This window comes from Stenotrophomonas africana (genome assembly GCF_013004645.1).
Classification (GTDB): Bacteria; Pseudomonadota; Gammaproteobacteria; order Xanthomonadales; family Xanthomonadaceae; genus Stenotrophomonas; species Stenotrophomonas africana.
Map to the genome: position 1 here is coordinate 60,620 of NZ_JABEME010000011.1, position 18,926 is coordinate 79,545.

General features: G+C 66.4%; 19 protein-coding genes and 1 tRNA gene. 16 read left to right on the plus strand and 4 right to left on the minus strand.

Annotated elements, in window-relative coordinates:
* The first annotated feature begins 6 nt into the window (after nucleotides 1-6).
* Both HLA98_RS17190 and HLA98_RS17195 read left to right on the plus strand, forming a co-directional pair.
* Complete coding sequence (locus tag HLA98_RS17190) at nucleotides 7-684, plus strand: hypothetical protein (RefSeq protein WP_212757627.1); 678 nt, start codon at nucleotides 7-9, stop codon at nucleotides 682-684.
* 40 nt (nucleotides 685-724) lie between these two features.
* The gene (locus HLA98_RS17195; RefSeq protein ID WP_057501242.1) at nucleotides 725-1,834 is read left to right on the plus strand and encodes a toxic anion resistance protein; all 1,110 of its coding nucleotides are present in this window, start codon (nucleotides 725-727) and stop codon (nucleotides 1,832-1,834) included.
* A gap of 71 nt (nucleotides 1,835-1,905) precedes the next feature.
* On the opposite strand, the gene HLA98_RS17200 is transcribed toward HLA98_RS17195, so the two are convergent.
* Nucleotides 1,906-2,793: a LysR family transcriptional regulator gene (locus HLA98_RS17200; RefSeq protein ID WP_057501243.1), complete on the minus strand. Its 888-nt coding sequence runs from the start codon at nucleotides 2,791-2,793 to the stop codon at nucleotides 1,906-1,908.
* A 97-nt stretch (nucleotides 2,794-2,890) separates the two neighbouring features.
* Here HLA98_RS17200 and trpB point away from each other — a divergent pair, with 97 nt between their 5' ends.
* The 5 genes from trpB (at nucleotide 2,891) to glmM (ending at nucleotide 8,049) form a co-directional block, all read left to right on the plus strand.
* On the plus strand, nucleotides 2,891-4,108 hold the full coding sequence (gene trpB / locus HLA98_RS17205; RefSeq protein ID WP_049447688.1) for a tryptophan synthase subunit beta: 1,218 nt from the start codon (nucleotides 2,891-2,893) through the stop codon (nucleotides 4,106-4,108).
* Entirely contained in the window at nucleotides 4,105-4,782 is a 678-nt protein-coding gene (locus HLA98_RS17210; protein ID WP_057501244.1) for a hypothetical protein, read from the plus strand. The genes trpB and HLA98_RS17210 overlap by 4 nt, the downstream gene beginning before the upstream one ends.
* A gap of 1 nt (nucleotide 4,783) precedes the next feature.
* Nucleotides 4,784-5,593 (plus strand): tryptophan synthase subunit alpha, encoded by an 810-nt coding sequence (trpA, locus tag HLA98_RS17215; RefSeq protein WP_057501245.1) that lies wholly within the window; start codon nucleotides 4,784-4,786, stop codon nucleotides 5,591-5,593.
* Between the two features lie 219 nt (nucleotides 5,594-5,812).
* A complete protein-coding gene (accD, locus tag HLA98_RS17220) occupies nucleotides 5,813-6,688 on the plus strand; it encodes an acetyl-CoA carboxylase, carboxyltransferase subunit beta (protein WP_005410473.1) in 876 nt (291 codons plus the stop codon).
* Entirely contained in the window at nucleotides 6,688-8,049 is a 1,362-nt protein-coding gene (gene glmM / locus HLA98_RS17225; RefSeq protein ID WP_057501246.1) for a phosphoglucosamine mutase, read from the plus strand. The genes accD and glmM overlap by 1 nt, the downstream gene beginning before the upstream one ends.
* Nucleotides 8,050-8,126: 77 nt before the next feature.
* Here glmM and HLA98_RS17230 read toward each other — a convergent pair whose 3' ends face one another.
* Genes HLA98_RS17230 through HLA98_RS17240 form a run of 3 tightly spaced genes read right to left on the minus strand, consistent with a single transcriptional unit; the run spans nucleotide 8,127 to nucleotide 12,023 of the window.
* Nucleotides 8,127-8,984, minus strand: coding sequence for a polysaccharide deacetylase family protein (locus tag HLA98_RS17230; RefSeq protein ID WP_049447683.1), 858 nt, complete (start codon nucleotides 8,982-8,984; stop codon nucleotides 8,127-8,129).
* A complete protein-coding gene (locus tag HLA98_RS17235) occupies nucleotides 8,977-10,122 on the minus strand; it encodes a glycosyltransferase family 4 protein (protein ID WP_049447682.1) in 1,146 nt (381 codons plus the stop codon). The genes HLA98_RS17230 and HLA98_RS17235 overlap by 8 nt, the downstream gene beginning before the upstream one ends.
* 20 nt (nucleotides 10,123-10,142) lie before the next feature.
* Nucleotides 10,143-12,023 (minus strand): DUF3413 domain-containing protein, encoded by a 1,881-nt coding sequence (locus HLA98_RS17240; RefSeq protein WP_057501247.1) that lies wholly within the window; start codon nucleotides 12,021-12,023, stop codon nucleotides 10,143-10,145.
* A 152-nt stretch (nucleotides 12,024-12,175) separates the two neighbouring features.
* Between HLA98_RS17240 and HLA98_RS17245 the strand changes: the two genes are divergently transcribed.
* From HLA98_RS17245 to nuoE, 9 genes are all read left to right on the plus strand, one after another.
* Nucleotides 12,176-13,153, plus strand: a complete 978-nt coding sequence (locus tag HLA98_RS17245) for an isopenicillin N synthase family dioxygenase (RefSeq protein ID WP_057499841.1) — start codon at nucleotides 12,176-12,178, stop codon at nucleotides 13,151-13,153.
* A gap of 686 nt (nucleotides 13,154-13,839) precedes the next feature.
* A complete protein-coding gene (gene tpiA, locus HLA98_RS17250; protein WP_057499468.1) occupies nucleotides 13,840-14,595 on the plus strand; it encodes a triose-phosphate isomerase in 756 nt (251 codons plus the stop codon).
* A 31-nt stretch (nucleotides 14,596-14,626) separates the two neighbouring features.
* A complete protein-coding gene (gene secG / locus HLA98_RS17255; RefSeq protein WP_014037951.1) occupies nucleotides 14,627-15,064 on the plus strand; it encodes a preprotein translocase subunit SecG in 438 nt (145 codons plus the stop codon).
* Between the two features lie 51 nt (nucleotides 15,065-15,115).
* Nucleotides 15,116-15,200, plus strand: a tRNA-Leu gene (locus HLA98_RS17260).
* A 111-nt stretch (nucleotides 15,201-15,311) separates the two neighbouring features.
* Nucleotides 15,312-15,668, plus strand: a complete 357-nt coding sequence (locus HLA98_RS17265) for an NADH-quinone oxidoreductase subunit A (RefSeq protein ID WP_008265012.1) — start codon at nucleotides 15,312-15,314, stop codon at nucleotides 15,666-15,668.
* Nucleotides 15,659-16,213, plus strand: coding sequence for a NuoB/complex I 20 kDa subunit family protein (locus HLA98_RS17270; protein ID WP_005410463.1), 555 nt, complete (start codon nucleotides 15,659-15,661; stop codon nucleotides 16,211-16,213). Before HLA98_RS17265 ends, HLA98_RS17270 begins: the two co-directional genes overlap by 10 nt.
* A gap of 33 nt (nucleotides 16,214-16,246) precedes the next feature.
* Nucleotides 16,247-16,996, plus strand: coding sequence for an NADH-quinone oxidoreductase subunit C (locus HLA98_RS17275; protein ID WP_057499469.1), 750 nt, complete (start codon nucleotides 16,247-16,249; stop codon nucleotides 16,994-16,996).
* The gene (locus tag HLA98_RS17280) at nucleotides 16,993-18,300 is read left to right on the plus strand and encodes an NADH-quinone oxidoreductase subunit D (protein WP_057499470.1); all 1,308 of its coding nucleotides are present in this window, start codon (nucleotides 16,993-16,995) and stop codon (nucleotides 18,298-18,300) included. Before HLA98_RS17275 ends, HLA98_RS17280 begins: the two co-directional genes overlap by 4 nt.
* A gap of 97 nt (nucleotides 18,301-18,397) precedes the next feature.
* On the plus strand, nucleotides 18,398-18,925 hold the full coding sequence (gene nuoE / locus HLA98_RS17285) for an NADH-quinone oxidoreductase subunit NuoE (RefSeq protein WP_006381132.1): 528 nt from the start codon (nucleotides 18,398-18,400) through the stop codon (nucleotides 18,923-18,925).
* Nucleotide 18,926 lies beyond the last annotated feature (1 nt).

Sequence of the window (18,926 nt, forward strand, 5' to 3'; positions counted from 1 at the left end):
TCACCGATGTTGCCGGACACGGCCGATGTCGCCGTGCTGGCCAACTACGGTGCGCCGCTGCTGCAGGTGCTTGCCCAACGCGCCGCAAGGTTGCCGCCGGTTGCGGGCGAAGGCCTGGTGGCCGCGCTGGCGCGCATCGCGCTGGCCCTGCAGGCGGCGAATCCTGCGCAGATCCGGCGACAGGAAGGCTGGTGGGGGCGCCTGCTTGGGCGCGATGTCGACCGCGAGGCGCAAGGCCATGCGCTGCAGTCGCAGCTGGGCGTGCTGGCGCTGCAGGCGCGCGAGCAGGCCCAGCACCTGCAGCAGCACCAGCAGCAGCGGGCCCTGGCCATCGTCGAACATTCAGAGGCGGCCACAGCACTGGACACCTGGGTCGAGCTGGGTGCATCACGGCTGGCGCGCTGTGATGCGTCCGGGCATGCCGCGCTGTCGGAACGGCTGGATCACTTGCGCCGGCTGGCGGTCCTGCATCGCGTCGAGGCCGGTCAATGGCAGCTGCTGCAGGACCAGGACACGCTGCTGCTGCAACGTTTCGCACGCATCCATGATGTCCTGCTGCCCGCCTGGCGACAGGCCACCCTGGCCGATAGGAGCGCCGCAGGCGCTGCATTGGCGGGCAAGGCGGCCACGCTGCACGCCCAGATCGATGACGAGGTTGCGGCCGCTCAGGCTAGACTGCGCTGAATCGGCCGCAGCCGCTTACCCATTTCAAGGAGATCGCCCGATGGTCCAGGACAGTCAGAGCCCCGGCACGCTGGTACAGGCCAACACCGCCGTTTCCACGCTCGACGAGGGCACGCTGAAGGCACTTGGCCTGGTCCACGAGGACCTGCCGCGCATCGCCGAGATCCGCCGTGAGCTGGATGACCTGCGCCCGGGCAACCTGCAGGTGTTCGGTCGCGAAGCGGCCACGCGCACCGCAGCGTTCTCCAGCCAGTTGCTCGAGCAGGTGCGCAATCGTGACCTGGATGCCAGTGGCGAGAAGCTGGGCGAAGTGGTGCGCATCGCGCGCAGCCTGAAGCTTGACGGGTTCGCGCAGCGTTCCAGGGTTCCTCTGATTGGTGGCCTGATTGATCGGTTGCGGGCATCCAAGGGCGAGCTGGTGCAGAAGTTCAGCGACACCAATGCGCAGATCGAGCAGCTGCTGGGAGACGTCGGGGCGCAGCAGGTGCTGATGGGCAAGCGTGTGGGCGAGTTCGACCGCATGCACGATATCGTCCGTGAAGAACGCCACGCTCTGGGGCTGTACGCCGCTGCGGGCAAGCAGCGTCTGGCCGAACTGCAGACCGAGCAGCTGGCCGTGCAGGGCAGTGAGGATCCGCAACAACGCATCCGCCAGAGTGAAGTCGACAACGCGATCCGGCTGATCGAAAAGCGCGTGTCCGACCTGCAGCTCATGCAGCACGCGGCCGATCAGTCGCTGCCGATGATCCGCCTGATCCAGGCCAACGCACTGCAGCTGATCGAAAAATTCAATACGGTGCGCGAGATCACCATCCCGTCGTGGAAGCGCCAGTTCGCCATCCAGCTTTCGCTGGGCGAGCAGAAGGCCGCGGTCGAGCTGTCCACCGCCATCGACGATGCCACCAACGAGCTGATGCGCCGCAATGCCGATCTGCTGCGCCAGGCCTCGGTGGATACCGCGCGCAGCAACCAGCGCGGCGTGATCGACGTCGCCACGCTGCGCCACGTGCACGACCAGTTGATCGCCACGGTCGAGGAAGTGCGCAGCATCCATCGCGAAGGAATGCAGCAGCGGCAGCAGGCCGAAGTCGAGCTGTCGCGCCTGCGCGAAGACCTGCAGCAGCGCCTGGCCACCCCGACCGCCAGCTGAAAAAAAGGGACGGAGGGGATTAAGTCGCTTGTGCCACTTGCGACTTGATCCCCTCCGTCCCTTTTTCGTTGTCAGCGCAGTTGCTGGCCCAGCCAGTCGGCCAGCGCATCCACGCGTGCATCTGCCGGTCCGTCCGGCCTCGCCAGCACCCAGAAACCGCCGGTGGCGGCAAACCCCCACGGCGCGACCAGGCGGCCTGCCGCCAGATCCTCGGCCACCAGCGGCTCTGGCGCGATTGCCGGGCCCAGCCCGGCCACCGCGGCTTCCAACAAGTAGTACAGGTGCTCAAAGGCGGTTCCCAGCTGCAGCTTCGACACGTCCAGGTCGTGCGCCTGTGCCCAGGCCGGCCACGCCTGCGGTCGAGAGCTGGTGTGCAGCAGCGTCTCCTGCAGCAGTGCCGAGGGCGGTACATGCCGCAGGCGCTGCGCCGCCGGATGCGAGGGGGCCACCACCACGCCAACCCGTTCCGGTGCCAGCTCACGCACCTGCCAGCCCCGGGGCCACGGCCCCTGCGCCAACAGCAGTACTGCATCCAGTGCTGCCTGCGCTTCGGTGAAACTGCCATCCAGCGCCGACCACTGCAGGCGCACACCGGGCAGGGCGGCCTGCAGTGCGGGCAGGCGCGGGATCATCCAGCGCGCCAGTACGCTGCCGCTGCAACCCAGTACCAGTGCCGGGGCCGCCGCGGGCCGCCGCAGTTCGCGCACGCAGTCTTCGATGCCGCCGAAGGCCTCGCTGCACGCTGCCTGCAGGCGCGTGCCCGCAGCGGTCAGGCGCAGACCGCGACCGGCACGCTGGAACAGCGCCAGGCCGAGATGGTCTTCCAGCAGCTTCAGTTGCCGGCTGACCGCGCCGTGGGTGACGTGCAGGTCCTGTGCGGCCCGCCCAACGCCACCAAGGCGGGCAGTGGCCTCGAACGCGCGCAGTGCATTGAGCGGCGGAAGCAGGGAACGACTCATGTGAGATTTCCTGACGATATACGCCAGATAATATCCATTTTCCGGTCACAACCCGTGCGCTAGAGTATCCACCTGTCTCGAATCAGCGGTCGCTTCCATGTCTGCCTCCCCCATTGCCGACTACCACGCCTTCCCGGATGCCCAGGGCCACTTCGGCCGCTACGGCGGCAGTTTCGTTGCCGAAACCCTGGTCGGCCCGCTGCAGGAACTGGCCCAGGCCTATGACCAGGCCCGCCAGGACCCCGCATTCCAGCAGGCCTACGACCGCGACCTGGCCCATTACGTGGGCCGGCCGAGCCCGATCTATCACGCCCAGCGCCTGAGCGATCATGTCGGCGGCGCGCAGATCCTGCTCAAGCGCGAAGACCTGAACCACACCGGCGCGCACAAGATCAACAACACCATCGGCCAGGCCCTGCTGGCCGCGCGGATGGGCAAGACGCGCATCATCGCCGAGACCGGCGCGGGCCAGCACGGCGTGGCCAGTGCCACGGTGGCCGCACGGCTGGGCCTGGAGTGTGTGGTGTACATGGGCGCCACCGATATCGAGCGGCAGAAGATCAACGTCTACCGCATGAAGCTGCTGGGCGCGACGGTGGTACCGGTCACTTCCGGCTCGGCCACCCTGAAGGATGCGCTCAACGAAGCGATGCGCGACTGGGTGACCAACGTGCAGGACACCTTCTACATCATCGGCACCGTGGCCGGCCCGGATCCGTACCCGCGCATGGTGCGCGACTTCAACGCCATCGTCGGCCGCGAGGCACGCGAGCAGATGCTGGCCGAGTACGGTCGCCTGCCGGATGCGATCACCGCCTGCGTCGGCGGCGGCAGCAATGCCATCGGCCTGTTCCATGCCTTCCTCAACGATCGCCAGGTCGAGATCGTCGGCGCCGAAGCCGCCGGTGATGGCATCAGCACCGGCCGCCACGCCGCCTCGATTGCTGCCGGCCGCCCCGGCGTGCTGCACGGCAACCGCACCTATGTGCTGTGCGATGACGACGGCCAGATCATCGAGACCCATTCGGTGTCGGCCGGCCTGGACTACCCGGGCGTCGGCCCGGAGCATGCGTTCCTGGCCGATACCGGCCGCGCACGTTACCTCGGCATCACCGACGAGGAAGCGCTGCAGGCCTTCCACCTGCTGGCGCACACCGAAGGCATCCTGCCTGCGCTGGAATCCAGCCATGCGCTGGCCCAGGCGATCAAGCTGGCACGCGAGCGTCCGCGCGACCAGATCGTGTTGTGCAACCTGTCCGGCCGCGGCGACAAGGACGTGCACACCATCGCCGCGCGCGAAGGGCTGGTGCTGTGAGCGCGCTGCTGCGCAATAGTGGCGTGCTGCTGCTGGCGCTGGGGTTGGCTGCATGCCAGCCGCCGGAGCCACCGGTGCTGGCACCGGCCGCCAAGGCCACCACGCAGCCTGTGCAGCAGGCGGCCAACGATGATCTCGACCCGATGGCGCGTACGCCCATCGTCGATCCGCCGTCCGTGGAGGGCGCGGACAGCGACGACGTGCCTGCAGTGGCTTCGGTGGCGCTGGACCATGCCGGCGAGGTCCTGATCGGCCAGCATATGACGGACCTGAAGGCACTTGGGCCGTGGACCGCACAAGGCGCGGTTGAAGCCATCGGCGGCAGTTGCGAGTACTACGACGGCAAGGAGCTGCCGCCCGGCGTGTCGATGATGACCGATGAAGATCGCGTCGTCCGTTTCGATCTCGGCCTGGATCCGCAGAGCGGGGCGCCGACCCAGCAGCCCGGTCCATTCGGCCTGCGTGTCGGCATGACCCGTGCCCAGGCCATGGCCCAGTTCCCGAAGCCGCCGGTGTCCAGCCCGCACGCCTACGACGGTGACCAGGGCGAGTACCTCACCTGGCAGGACCCGGGTTCGGACCTGGGTATCCGCGTGGAACTGTTTGAAGGAAAGGTCATCCAGATGTACTGGGGGACCAGCGATGCGATTGAACTGATTGAAGGATGTGCCTGAAATGTCCGTATCCCGACTCGATGCCTGTTTCCAGCGACTGCGCGAGCAGCAGCGCAAGGCGCTGATTCCCTTCATTACCGCCGGTGATCCCTCACTGGAGGCCACCGTGCCGGTCATGCACGCGCTGGTCGATGCCGGTGCCGACGTGATCGAACTGGGCGTGCCGTTCTCCGACCCGATGGCCGATGGACCGACCATCCAGCGCAGCTCCGAGCGCGCGCTGGCACGCGGGGCCGGCGGCCGCTATGTGCTGCAGGCCGTGGCGCAGTTCCGCGAGCGTGATGCGCAGACGCCGGTGGTACTGATGGGCTACCTGAACCCGGTGGAGATCCACGGTTACGCAGCCTTCGCCAAGGCCGCCGTCGACGCCGGCGTGGACGGCGTGCTGCTGGTCGACCTGCCGCCGGAAGAAGCGGGCGAGGCGCTGCAGGCATTCGATGCGGCGGGCCTGGCGCTGGTCCTGCTGGCGTCACCGACCACCAGCGAAGCACGTGCCGACAAGCTGCTGGCGCTGGCCCGTGGCTACCTCTACTACGTCAGCTTTGCCGGTGTCACCGGCGCGTCCGAGCGCCTGGACAGCGATGCCGCCAGTGCCCGCCTGCAGGCGTTGCGCGCGCGTGCTTCAGTGCCGGTGGTGGCGGGCTTCGGCATCAAGGATGCCGACAGTGCCGCGGCCATGGCCCGCCAGGCCGACGGCGTGGTGGTGGGCAGCGCGCTGGTGGCGGCGCTGGCCGAAGCGGGCTCGGCTGAAGAGGCCGCGCAGCGCGCTCGAACCTTCCTGGCTCCGCTGCGGCAGGCGCTGGACGCGTAACAGGACTGCCGGCCGCTGGCCGGCATCCTCCTCCATACCCGCCTGCGCGCAGGGGCTTCTGGCCAGCGGCCGGCACTTTCCCGCACCTAAACGTACGTCCCAGCATGGTTTTTTCCGGCTGCCCCGTGGCTGGCAAGGGGGTGCACGGGCGGCGAAAGCGGAGCTAGACTGTCCGCCTTTGCGGCCCCTGGGCCGCCCTGAACGGAAGTGTCCTCCCGCATGAGTTGGCTCAGCAAGTTGATGCCGTCCGGCATCCGCACCGACAACACCCCCAGCAAGAAGCGCAGTGTCCCCGAGGGCCTGTGGGAAAAGTGCAGCAACTGCGGCAGCGCGTTGTACCGTCCGGAACTGGAAGAGAACCTGGAAGTCTGCCCGAAGTGCGGCCATCACATGGCGATCCGTGCGCGTGCGCGCCTGGCCGCCCTGTTCGACGCCGACAGCACCACCGAGATCGGTGCGCGCCTGGGCCCGACCGACCTGCTCAAGTTCAAGGACCAGAAGAAGTACAGCGAGCGCATCAAGATCGCGCAGAAGAACACTGGCGAGTATGACGCGCTGATTGCCATGCGTGGCCTGCTCAAGGGCCGTGCGCTGGTGGCATCGTCGTTCGACTTCGCCTTCATGGGCGGCTCGATGGGCTCGGTGGTCGGCGAGCGTTTCGCACTGGCTGCGGAAACCGCGGTCGAGATCGGTGCGCCGTACGTGTGCTTCTCGCAGAGCGGCGGTGCGCGCATGCAGGAAGGCCTGTTCTCGCTGATGCAGATGGCCAAGACCTCGGCTGCGCTGGGCAAGCTGCGCGAAGCCGGCCTGCCGTATATCTCGGTGCTGACCCATCCGACCACCGGTGGCGTGTCGGCCTCCTTCGCGATGCTGGGCGACATCAACATCGCCGAGCCGCAGGCGCTGATCGGCTTCGCCGGCCCGCGCGTGATCGAGCAGACCGTGCGCGAGAAGCTGCCGGAAGGCTTCCAGCGCTCGGAGTTCCTGCTGGAGCACGGTGCCATCGACCAGATCTGCGACCGCCGCGAAATGCGCGATCGCCTGTCCGATCTGCTGGCGATGCTGGGCCGTCAGCCGGCGCCGGAGGTGGCTTGATGGGAGGCCGCAAGTACTTCGGTACTGATGGCATCCGTGGGCGGGTCGGCCAGGGCGTGATCTCGGCCGATTTCGTGCTGCGCCTGGGCAACGCCCTGGGCCGTGTCCTGGTCGCCCAGCGCGGCCAGGACGGGCGCCGGCCGATCGTGGTGATCGGCAAGGACACCCGCATTTCCGGTTACATGTTCGAAGCGGCACTGGAAGCCGGCCTGGTCGCCGCCGGTGCCGACGTGCAACTGCTGGGCCCGATGCCGACCCCGGCGGTGGCATTCCTGACCCGTACGCTCGGTGTGGATGCCGGCATCGTCATCAGTGCCTCGCACAACCCGCACTACGACAACGGCATCAAGTTCTTCTCCGCCCAGGGCGAGAAGCTCGATGATGCGACCGAGCTGGCCCTGGAAGCGGCGCTGGACGTCCCGTTCACCACCGCCGAATCGGAGAAGCTGGGCAAGGCATCGCGCGCGCGCGAAGCGGTGGGACGTTACATCGAGTTCTGCAAGGCCAGCGTGCCGCGCGCGTTCGACCTGCGTGGCGTGCGCCTGGTGCTGGATTGCGCGCACGGTGCCACCTACCAGATCGCACCGCTGCTGTTCCGCGAACTGGGCGCCGAGGTGATCGGCATTGGTGCCGAGCCCAACGGCGTCAACATCAATGCCGGCGTGGGGTCCACCCATATCGACAACCTGGCGGCCAAGGTCCGCGAGACCCGGGCCGATCTGGGCATCGCCTTCGATGGCGATGGTGACCGCGTGTTGATGGCTGATGACCAGGGCAACCCGGTCGACGGCGATGACCTGCTGTACATCCTGGCCCGCGCATGGAAGGACGAAGGCCGCCTGCGCGGCCCGGTGGTCGGCACGCTGATGAGCAACTACGGCGTCGAGAAGGCATTTGCCGACCTGCAGATTCCGTTCGTGCGCAGCAATGTCGGCGATCGTTACGTGCACCAGGCGCTGATCGAAGGCGGCGGGGTGCTCGGCGGTGAAGCCTCCGGCCATCTGCTGTGCCTGGACCGGGCCACCACCGGCGACGGCATCGTCAGTGCCCTGCAGGTGCTGGTGGCGTTGCGCAACAGCGGGCAGACCCTGCGCCAGGCACTGAAGGGACTGGTGCGGGTGCCGCAGAAGACGGTCAACGTGCGGCTGGGCAATGTCTCGGCCAAGGCCACGGTGCAGGCCGACAGCGTGCAGGCCGCGCTGGCTGTCGCGCAGCAGTCGGTGGCCGGCCGTGGCCGTGCGTTCCTGCGCCCGTCCGGTACCGAGCCGGTGGTGCGGGTCACGGTCGAGGCCGATGATGCAACGCTGATGCAGGATACGCTGGACCGCCTGTCCGCTGCGGTGCGCGAAGCCGCCAGTTGAAGCGCCTGCTCGTCGGTGCAAAAAAACGCCCCGGAATTCCGGGGCGTTTTCTTTCTGCGGGCCGGGCCTGGTCGTGCCTACGGCCCTGGTACCATCTTCTTCTGGCGCGCTTTGAAACCATTGAACAGTGGCGCGATCAGGGGGTTGTAGCTCTGGGCTATGCGCTTGCGCAACCAGCTCGCCGGGCGGTTGCGGATCGCGAAGCGGTAGATGCGTTCCGGATCGCCGCCCACCACGTTGCGGCCGAACGGGTGGGTGGTGTGCAGGTAGCGGAAGCCGTGCTCGCGTGCCACCTCGATGTGGTCCTGGTCGAAATCGCCGTAGGGCCAGCACAGCGTATCGGACACCTCGCCGAGCTTGTCCTGCAGGACTTCGCGTGAGACTGCCAGATCGTGGCTCAGGCCGGCACGGCGCTGTGCGCGGTCCAGGTCGTTGCGGCGCAGCCAACGGGTGTGGGTATGGGTGTGGCAATGCACTTCGAAGGTGCCGGCGGCGATGGCCGCGCGCGCTTCACTCCAGCGCATCATCACGTCGTCGCTGCGGTTCTGCTCGTAGATCGCCGCTTCGCAGCCGCGATGGTCCGGCGTGGCAGGCAACGTTGCCCCGGCAAGCCCGGCGTGGGGCCGCTCCGGGCCTTCGCCCATCCAGCCGGTGACCACGAACACCACCGCGTGCATGCCGTACTTCTGCAGGATCGGGTGCGCATACACCCAGTTGTCCAGGTAGCCATCGTCGAAGGTGATCACGATCGACTTGCGCGGCACCGGCTTGCCGGCCAGGAAACCGGCGTACTGGTCCAGTGTCAGCGAGGTCCAGCCGTTGCCGGCCAACCATGCGATCTGGCTCTCGAAATTCTCCGGCGACACGGTGATCATGCCCGGCGACGGACTGACGTGGTGGTGCATCAGCACCGGTACGGTTCGGGCATCAGCCATGTCCCAGCTCCTTCAGCCACTGGTGGTAATAGTGTTCGGTGGTCTCACCGTGGCCGTCGGGAGTGAACCGGTGCGCGCTGCGCATCCAGTCCCAGCCGGCGCGGCCCATCTGCCGCCGCCGTTCCGGATCGTCCACCAGCAGGCGCAGGGCGCCTGTCAGGGCAGCATTGTCGCCCAGCCGGGTGAGGATCGCATTGCTGCCATCCACCACCATCTCCGGCACGCCGCCTACGCGTGTGGCCACGATCGGCACCCCGACATAGGCGGCCTCCAGGAAGACGGTACCGGCCGCTTCCTTGTGCGAAGCCAGCGCGAAGATGTCGAAGCCGGCCATAAGCCGGCATGCGCCATCGCGGTAGCCGAGCAGATGGACCTGCTGCTGCAGTCCGTGCTCGTCGCGCAGCGCCTGCAGCCGATCCATGACCGGCTGGCCATCGCCGACCACCACCAGGTGCAGGTTCGGGTGCGTCTTGCACAGCGGCACCATCGCCTGCAGCAGGTCGGCATGGCCCTTGGGTTCGCGCAGCACCGCCACGCAACCGACCACGATGTCCTGTTCGCCGAAGCCAAGCTCGGCGCGCACTTCCGCGCGCACCTCCTGCAGGCCTTGCCAGGGATCGTCCTTGCGGATCTCGCTCCAGCGCGGCGGGACCGCGATGGGCGGTACGATGCCGATGTATTCGGCCGGAATGCCGCGCTCGGCCAGCAACTGCTTGACGAAGCTGCTGACGGTCAGCACCCGGTGCGGCAGGCCGGTATAGGTCAGCAGCGAGTTGACCGGGCTCATCAGGTGGCGCGAGCGCACCACCAGCGGCGTGCCGCCCAGGCGTGCGCCGGCGGCGGCGATCAGCGCGTCACGGCGGCTGGTGGTGTTGACCACGTCATAGCGTTCGCGGCGCACCAGGCGCGAGACCGACCAGATACCGCGCAACAGGCGCAGCAGGCCACCCATGCGCAGGGTATGCACGGTGAAACCATCATCGCGTGCCAGCTGGGCCAATCGCGCTTCGGGCTGGCACAGCAGCGCCACCTCGTGGCCGCGCGCGCGCATCACCTGCATGTGGCGGAAGATGTAGATCTCCTGCCCACCCATTCCCTTGGCGGCTTCGGTGTGCAGGATGCGCAGCGGACGGTTCATGCAGGATCGATCCTTGAGGGTCAGCGGTTGCGGAAGCGGGTCAGCGCTTCCCATGCGGTACGGACGGCGGCGGCATCCGGGGCCTGCTGCGGCAGTGGGCGATAGTGCAGGTCCAGCGAGGTCGCGTTGCCGAACTTGTCGAACACGTAGATGGCGTTGCCGTGGCGGACGGCGCGTTGCGACCAGCTTTCCACCACCAGCGCGCGCTCGCCCGCAGGTTCGGCCAGCAGGTCCTGGCCGGTACTGAAATCGGTCAGCGCGTTCTCACAGCCCAGTGCGTGGCGCATCAGGGTAGGTACCCAGTCCTCGTGCGAACTGACGCGCGTTTCATGGGCATTGCCCTTGCCAGGCCAGTGCAGGACGAACGGCACCTGCAGTTGGTAGTCGGAGAAGTTGCCGTTGTGGCCCCAGTAGTTCAGCTTGAGGTCGTTGAATTCCTCGGCATGGTCGCCGGTGACCAGCACGATCGTGTCCTGGTCCAGCCCCTGCGCGCGCAGGTCGTCCAGCAGCGTGCCGACCAGGCTGTCGGCGTAGTGCACGGCGGTCCGATACCTGTTCCGTTCCGGGGTCGGGTCGTGGTCCGGGCCGAACTTCAGGAAGTCGATTTCACTGGCCATCGGGGTCGCCAGCGGCGGGTAACCCGGGGGCATGTGGTAGGGCGCATGGGTAGAATCGAGGAAGACGAAGCCGAACCACGGCCTGTGCGCGGCCTGGCTGGTCCGGATGTCTTTCCGCAGCGCGTCGACGATGCTGCGGTCGCGTCCTTCAGAACCCAGCTGGGCAGGCCCCTGGTGCAGCTGGTCGCGAACATCGGCGAACGCAGTGCGGTCGAATTCGGGGCTGTACATCGGCGCACTGCCGTACAGATGCAGGTCGTAACCCTGCTGGCCCAGTACCTTGAACAGCTGCGAGCCGCGCTGCTCGTCAAGCATGCTTTGCCAGTAGCCGCCCGGCAGGCCGTAGAGCAGGCCGAACAGGCCATAGCGGGTGGCGTTGCCGGTGCTGAAATGGCGGTCGTAGACACGAGCGGAAGCCGTCAGCGCCGAGGTGTTCGGCATGATCTGCGGAGTGAGGGCGTCGTGGCGCAGTGATTCCAGCACCACCATCAGCACGTTGGGCCGTTGCGGATTCTGGCAGCGCAGCGGCTGCAGCGGATACAGCAGCTGCGCATGGCGCGGATCGGGCAGGCCGACCTGCTGCTCGCTGACCACGCCCAGCTTGCGCATGAAGCTCTTGGCGGTGATCGGCTGGGCCCAGGGCAGGTAGTTCCACTGGGCGATCACGTCACGGTCGCCGCGCGCGTCGTAGTAGGCGGTGGCCACCTGACCGCCGGCCATCAGCAGGACGGCCGCCGTCCAGGCCTGCAGTACCCGGTGCCGGCGCGGCGCGGCAGGCAGCAGTTTCCAGCAGGCCCAGGCCAGGATGCCTTCGGCAGTGAAGATCGCCGCGACCAGCAGGCCGACCTGCACCCAGGTCTTCCACGACAACGCGACCTGGTCCTGCAGCGCGCCGCCGAACACCATGTTCACGACCATGGCATTGAGGTGGAAGCGGTACAGGGTGAAGATCTTGGCATCGACCAGCAGCAGGCAGAGCCACAGGCCCTGCAGCAACACCGCGCTGATGCTCAGCGTGCGCGCACTGCGCTGCCACAGGCCCAGCAGCAGCGGCAGCACACCGGCCAGTGCACCGAAGGCGAGCAGGTGGCCGGGCAGGGCGACTGCCAGATAGGCCAGGCCCTGGCTGCCGCCCGGGTTGTCACGCAGCGGCACGTTGCCGAGGGTGATCATCGTCGCCAGAAGTACATTGCCCATGACGAACAGCGACCACCATGCGAGCCTGCGCCAGAGGCGGGCAGGGCGTGCGGGGGAGGTGGCGATGGGGGCTGGAGCTATGGGCATGATGCGGGCGGGTTGAGACGGCGCGGAAGGGCGGCGCGGCAGCAACGTAAGGATTCGTTAAATGTGCGCGGGTCGCGCATTGTATCGGTTTGTTTCGTTGCATCGAGTCGCGTTCGCCGGACGATCTGTCACAATGTTCAGGCGGGCCATGAATGCGCAGGCCCCCCAGACCCAACGACAAGCCAGGAACCGCTGTGAGCCAGATCCCCACCCTCGACATCACCCGTTTCGACAGCGACCGCGAGGCCTTCGTGGCCGAGCTGGGCGCGGCCTACCGCCAATGGGGATTCGCGGGCATCCGCAACCACGGCATCCCGCAGGCCGACATCGACGCGGCCTACGATGCCTTCAAGGCCTTCTTCGCCCTGCCGGAAGAGGTCAAGCGCAAGTACCACGTGGCCGGCAGCGGCGGCGCCCGCGGCTACACCCCGTTCGGGGTGGAGACCGCCAAGGGCTCCAAGCATTTCGACCTGAAGGAGTTCTGGCACATCGGCCGTGAAATCGCCGATGACTCCAAGTACCGCGAGGTGATGGCGCCGAACCTGTGGCCGACCGAGGTCGAGGGCTTCCGTGAGCGCGGTTACGGGCTGTACCAGGCGCTGGACAACCTGGGTTCGCGCGTGCTGTCGGCGCTGGCCCTGCACATCGGCCTGCCGCAGGACTTCTTCGCCGACAAGACCAACTTCGGCAATTCGATCCTGCGCCCGATCCACTACCCGCCGATCACCACCGACGACATCCCGAACGTGCGTGCCGGTGCCCATGGCGATATCAACTTCATCACTCTGCTGGTCGGCGCCAGTGCCGCGGGCCTCGAAGTGCAGTCGCATGAAGGCGAGTGGGTGCCGTTTACGTCAGACGCGGACACGATCGTGGTCAACATCGGCGACATGCTGCAGCGCCTGACCAACCACGTGTATCCGTCGACGATCCATCGCGTCGTCAATCCTCCGGGTGAACTGGCGCGCCAGCCGCGCTACTCGGTGCCGTTCTTCCTGCATCCGAACCCGGACTTCCTGATCGACGTGCTGCCGTCCTGCATCACCCCGGAGAACCCGAGCCGCTATCCGGAGCCGATCACCGCCCACGGCTTCCTCGAGGAACGCCTGCGCGAGATCAAGCTGAAGTAATGAGTGAGAAGGCCGCCGAAAGGCGGCCTTTTTCTTTGCAGGGTTGCACCCTGCACCCGCAGAGGCCGAAGCCAAAGCCAAAGCCAAAGCGGCTCTGGGGTGTTCCGTGGAGAGGTGGGGAGGTGTCGGATGGCGGGGACGCCGTAAACCCATCCCTGGGGGCTTGGCCGCGGCATCCATGCCGCGGACACCCCGCCATCCGACACCTCCCCGCCTTCGACAGTTTCCCGGTGACGGTTGGTGGGTGTCGACCTTGGTCGACACGGTAGATCCACGCCATGCGTGGATGAGATCTGTCAGATCGAAGTGGGGGTAGAGGGTTGGTCCAGCCAGCATCAACCCGGAATGCAGCTTTTGCCTTTGCTCTTGCTCTTCTTTTTTCTTTCCGTGGCGGGCGGAACCGCCGGACTGTGTCAGAGGCCGGGCGGGTGGGGCTGCGCAGGGGCGTGAGCCGCATGGATGCGGCGATCGAGCTTACATGGACGTACTTGCAGCGCCCCCTGCGCAGTCCCACCCGCCCGGCCGAGCCCCAGATCTAGCCGGGCTCTCCGCGACCAACCCAACCCAACCCCCGCCACGAGGGGCTGCGCCGTTGGCTGAAAATCCATGTAACCGCTTACAAGGAAACGGATTTTTGCCGCAACAGGTATCATGACCGGCTGACTTCACACAGGAGCCACCCGCTCATGCGCCGCAAGATCGTCGCCGGAAACTGGAAGCTGCATGGCAGCCGTCAATTCGCCAATGAACTGCTGGGGCAGGTCGCCGCTGGGCTGCCGCTGGACGGCGTGGACGTGGTGATCCTGCCGCCGCTGCCGTACCTGGGTGAGCTGGTCGAGGACTTCGGCGAGACCGGCCTGGCCTTTGGCGCGCAGGACGTAAGCAGCAACGAGAAGGGTGCCTATACCGGCGAGGTCTGCGCGGCCATGCTGGTCGAGGTCGGGGCCCGCTATGGCCTGGTCGGCCATTCCGAGCGCCGCCAGTACCACCATGAAAGCAGTGAACTGGTCGCGCGCAAGTTCGCCGCCGCCCAGCACGCCGGTCTGGTGCCGGTGCTGTGCGTGGGCGAGACCCTGGAACAGCGCGAGGCCGGGCAGACCGAAGCGGTCATCGCCAGCCAGCTGGCGCCGGTGCTGGAGCGGGTCGGTGCAGCCGGCTTCGCCAAGGCCGTGGTCGCCTACGAGCCGGTCTGGGCCATCGGTACCGGCCGTACCGCTACAAAGGAGCAGGCACAGCAGGTGCACGCGTTCATCCGTGGCGAAGTCGCGCGTATCGATGCTAGAATCGCTGATTCACTGCCCATTGTTTACGGCGGTAGCGTGAAGCCCGACAATGCCGGGGAACTGTTCGCGCAGCCGGATGTCGATGGTGGGCTGGTCGGCGGCGCCTCCCTGGTGGCCGCGGACTTCCTGGCCATCGCACGGGCGGCGGCCGCGAACTAATCCTAGAAGTTCTGTCCGAGGGCGGTTTCCAATGCTGATGTTGATCCTCAATGTCGTCTACGTGCTGGTCGCTGTGGCCATGATCGCGCTGATCCTGATGCAGCGTGGCTCGGGTGCGGCGGCGGGTTCGGGCTTTGGTGCCGGTGCCTCGGGCACGGTGTTCGGTGCGCGCGGCGCCTCGAACTTCCTGTCCAAGTCGACCAAGTGGCTGGCCGTCGTGTTCTTTGGCATCAGCCTCTTCATGGCCTGGTATGCCGGTCATGGCACCCGTCCGGCGGCCGACCAGGATCTGGGCCTGATGTCCGCCCCGGCGGCGACTGCTCCGGCGGCCCCGGCGGGCGAACTGCCGGCCGTTCCGAAGGCCGATGCGGTCCCGGCCGCCCCGGTTCCGGCCGCGAATGTGCCGGCTAAGGCGGAATCTTCGGTTTCTGGTGAAGAAAAGCCTTCGGAAGGCTCCCAGAAAGACTGAAGCCGGTTACAATACGCGGCGCATCGGGAAGATAGTCTGATGTGATCGTTTGCCCAGGTGGCGGAATTGGTAGACGCACTACCTTGAGGTGGTAGCGACGCAAGTCGTAGGGGTTCGAGTCCCCTCTTGGGCACCATTTGTAAGTAAAGCGGGTTCGTCTGGCGCGCAAGGCGCCAGGCAGATTCCCGTCCACTCCCCCATGCCAAAGCGCCTGCAGGCGCAGCGGCAGAGGCAAGAGAGAATCGCTGTGCTGGCCGAATATTTGCCGTCTCTGCTGTTTCTGATCGTTGCCACCGGTATCGGCATTACGCTGATGCTGGTTGGTCGATTCCTCGGTCCCCGCCGCCCCGATCTGGAAAAGCTGTCGCCGTACGAGTGCGGCTTCGAGGCCTTCGAAGACGCGCGCATGAAGTTCGACGTGCGCTATTACCTGATCGCGATCCAGTTCATCGTCTTCGACCTGGAAATCATCTTCATCGTGCCGTGGACCCAGGTCTTCATGGAGCTGGGTGCCCGTTCGCTCATCACCATGGGCCTGTTCGTCGGCATGCTGTTCCTCGGTTTCATTTACGTCTGGAAGAAGGGAGCGCTGGAATGGGAGTGATTCAGACTCTCGATGGCCTCATGAACAACCCTACGCCGGAAGGCCGGGTTGATGACATCCTGCGGCCGGAAGGCGACAACCCGCTGCTGGAAAAGGGCTTCGTCACCACCAGCGTCGATGCACTGCTGAACTGGGCGCGCACCGGCTCGATGTGGCCGATGACCTTCGGTCTGGCCTGCTGCGCGGTCGAGATGATGCACGCCGGCGCCGCGCGCCTGGACCTTGACCGCTACGGCGTGGTGTTCCGCCCGTCGCCGCGTCAGTCCGACGTGATGATCGTGGCCGGCACCCTGGTCAACAAGATGGCCCCGGCGCTGCGCAAGGTCTACGACCAGATGCCGGACCCGAAGTGGGTCATCTCGATGGGTAGCTGCGCCAACGGTGGCGGCTATTACCACTACTCCTATTCTGTGGTGCGCGGCTGTGATCGCGTGGTGCCGGTGGACGTCTACGTCCCGGGCTGCCCGCCGACCGCCGAGGCGCTGGTGTACGGGATCCTGCAGCTGCAGAAGAAGATCTGGCGTACACAGACCATCGCCCGCTGACCCCTTCACCTGACAAGAGCGCGCCAAGCCCCCATGGCAGAGCAAGCATCCTTCATCGACCGACTCTCCGCACGTTTCGCAGGTGCGAAGGTCATCGTGGTCGAACCCCGCGGCGAAGTGACGCTGGAAGTGCCTGCCGCCGAGTGGCACGCCACCGCCCTGGCGCTGCGTGACGAGTTTGGTTTCGAGCAGGCCGTGGATCTCTGCGGCGTCGACTACCTTGGTTATGGCTCCGACGAATGGGACACCGCCGACGTGTCCTCGCAGGGCTTCAGCCGTGGTGTCGAAGGCAAGGCCCAGGGCCGTTTCGCGTGGGGCGAGTTCCCCACCGAGGAAAACGGCGCCGCCGGTGCCCGCCCGCAGCACATGCCGACCCAGCGTTTCGCCGTGGTCGCCCAGCTGCGTTCTTACCAGCACAACCTGATGATGCACCTGCGCTGCTTCGCCCCTGACGAAGCGCTGCCGGTGGTGTCCTCGCTGACCAGCATCTGGCCGGGCCTGAACTGGTTCGAGCGCGAAGCGTTCGACCTGTACGGCGTGATCTTCGAAGGCCACCCGGACCTGCGCCGGATCCTGACCGACTACGGTTTCGTCGGCCATCCGTTCCGCAAGGACTTCCCGCTGATCGGCAATGTCGAAGTCCGCTACGACGAAGAAAAGAAGCGCGTGATCTACGAACCGGTCACCTCGGTGGAGCCGCGTGTCGGCGTGCCGCGCGTGATCCGCGACGACGCCCGTCTGCAGACCGCAGAAGGTGAGCGCGCGCAGGAGGCAGTGAAGTGAGCCACGTACACCAGGCCGGCGAAGCATTCGCCAGCAACGCCGCCGAAAGCCGGCAGGAAATCCGCAACTACACCATGAACTTCGGCCCGCAGCATCCGGCCGCGCACGGTGTGCTGCGCCTGATCCTGGAAATGGACGGCGAAACCATCATGCGCGCCGACCCGCACGTGGGTCTGCTGCACCGTGGTACCGAAAAGCTGGCCGAGTCCAAGCCGTTCAACCAGTCGATCGGTTACATGGATCGCCTGGACTACGTGTCGATGATGTGCAACGAGCACGCCTACGTGCGCGCGATCGAGACCCTGATGGGCATCGAGGCGCCGGAGCGTGCGCAGTACATCCGCACCATGTACGACGAAATCACCCGTATCCTCAACCACCTGATGTGGCTGGGCTCCAACGCGCTCGACCTGGGTGCGATGGCGGTGATGCTGTACGCCTTCCGCGAGCGCGAAGAGCTGATGGACTGCTATGAAGCAGTCTCCGGCGCACGCATGCACGCGGCGTACTACCGTCCGGGCGGTGTCTACCGCGACCTGCCGGACCACATGCCGAAGTACAAGGAATCGCGCTGGCACAAGGGCAAGGCGCTGAAGCAGCTCAATGCTTCGCGTGAAGGCTCGCTGCTGGACTTCCTGGAGAACTTCACCAACGAATTCCCGGGTCGCGTTGACGAATACGAAACCCTGCTGACCGACAACCGTATCTGGAAGCAGCGTACCGTCGGCATCGGCGTGGTGACGCCGGAACTGGCCCACCAGTGGGGCATGACCGGCGTGATGCTGCGTGGCTCGGGCGTTGCCTGGGACCTGCGCAAGAAGCGCCCGTACGCCAAGTACGATGCCGTCGATTTCGACATCCCGCTGGGCAAGGAAGGCGACTGCTACGACCGCTACCTGGTCCGCGTTGCCGAAATGCGCGAGTCCAACCGCATCATCAAGCAGTGTGTGGCATGGCTGAAGGCCAACCCCGGCCCGGTCATGGTCAAGAACTTCAAGGTCGCTCCGCCCAAGCGCGAGGACATGAAGGACGACATGGAAGCGCTGATCCACCACTTCAAGCTGTTCAGCGAAGGCTATTGCGTGCCGGCCGGCGAAACCTATGCGGCCGTGGAAGCGCCCAAGGGCGAGTTCGGCTGCTATCTGGTCTCCGATGGCGCCAACAAGCCCTTCCGCGTGCACCTGCGCGCACCGGGCTTCGCCCACCTGTCCTCGATCGATTCGATCGTGCGCGGCCACATGCTGGCCGACGTGGTGGCGATGATCGGTACCTACGACCTGGTGTTCGGCGAGGTTGACCGGTAATGCCGTCCGCCACGCCAACGCCCGCTGCAGGCAGCCGGCGCAAGCCGGCGCCGCAGTTTCTGGAATTTCACGTTATGCATTTCGCTGAGGTCGGCCGATGAAGGCGACAGGTAATTTCGAGGCGGCGCGCGACGTCGACCCGATGGTGGTGCTGAGCGACAAGACCCGCGCTCACATCGATCACTGGCTGTCCAAGTTCCCGCCGGACCGCAAGCGCTCTGCCGTGCTGCAGGGCCTGCATGCGGCCCAGGAGCAGAACGAGGGTTGGCTGACCGACGAGCTGATCGCCGGCGTGGCCAAGTACCTTGATCTGCCGCCGGTGTGGGCCTACGAGGTCGCCAGCTTCTACTCGATGTTCGAGACCGAGAAGGTGGGCCGCAACAACGTGGCCATCTGCACCAACATCAGCTGCTGGCTCAATGGCGCCGAGGACATCGTCCGCCATTGCGAGAAGAAGCTGGGCATCAAGCACGGTGAATCGACCCCGGACGGCCGCGTCTACCTCAAGCGCGAGGAAGAGTGCCTGGCCGGTTGTGGCGGCGCGCCGATGATGGTCATCAACGGTCACTACCATGAGCGTCTGACCCTGGAAAAGGTCGACGAGCTGCTGGACGGGCTGGAGTAAG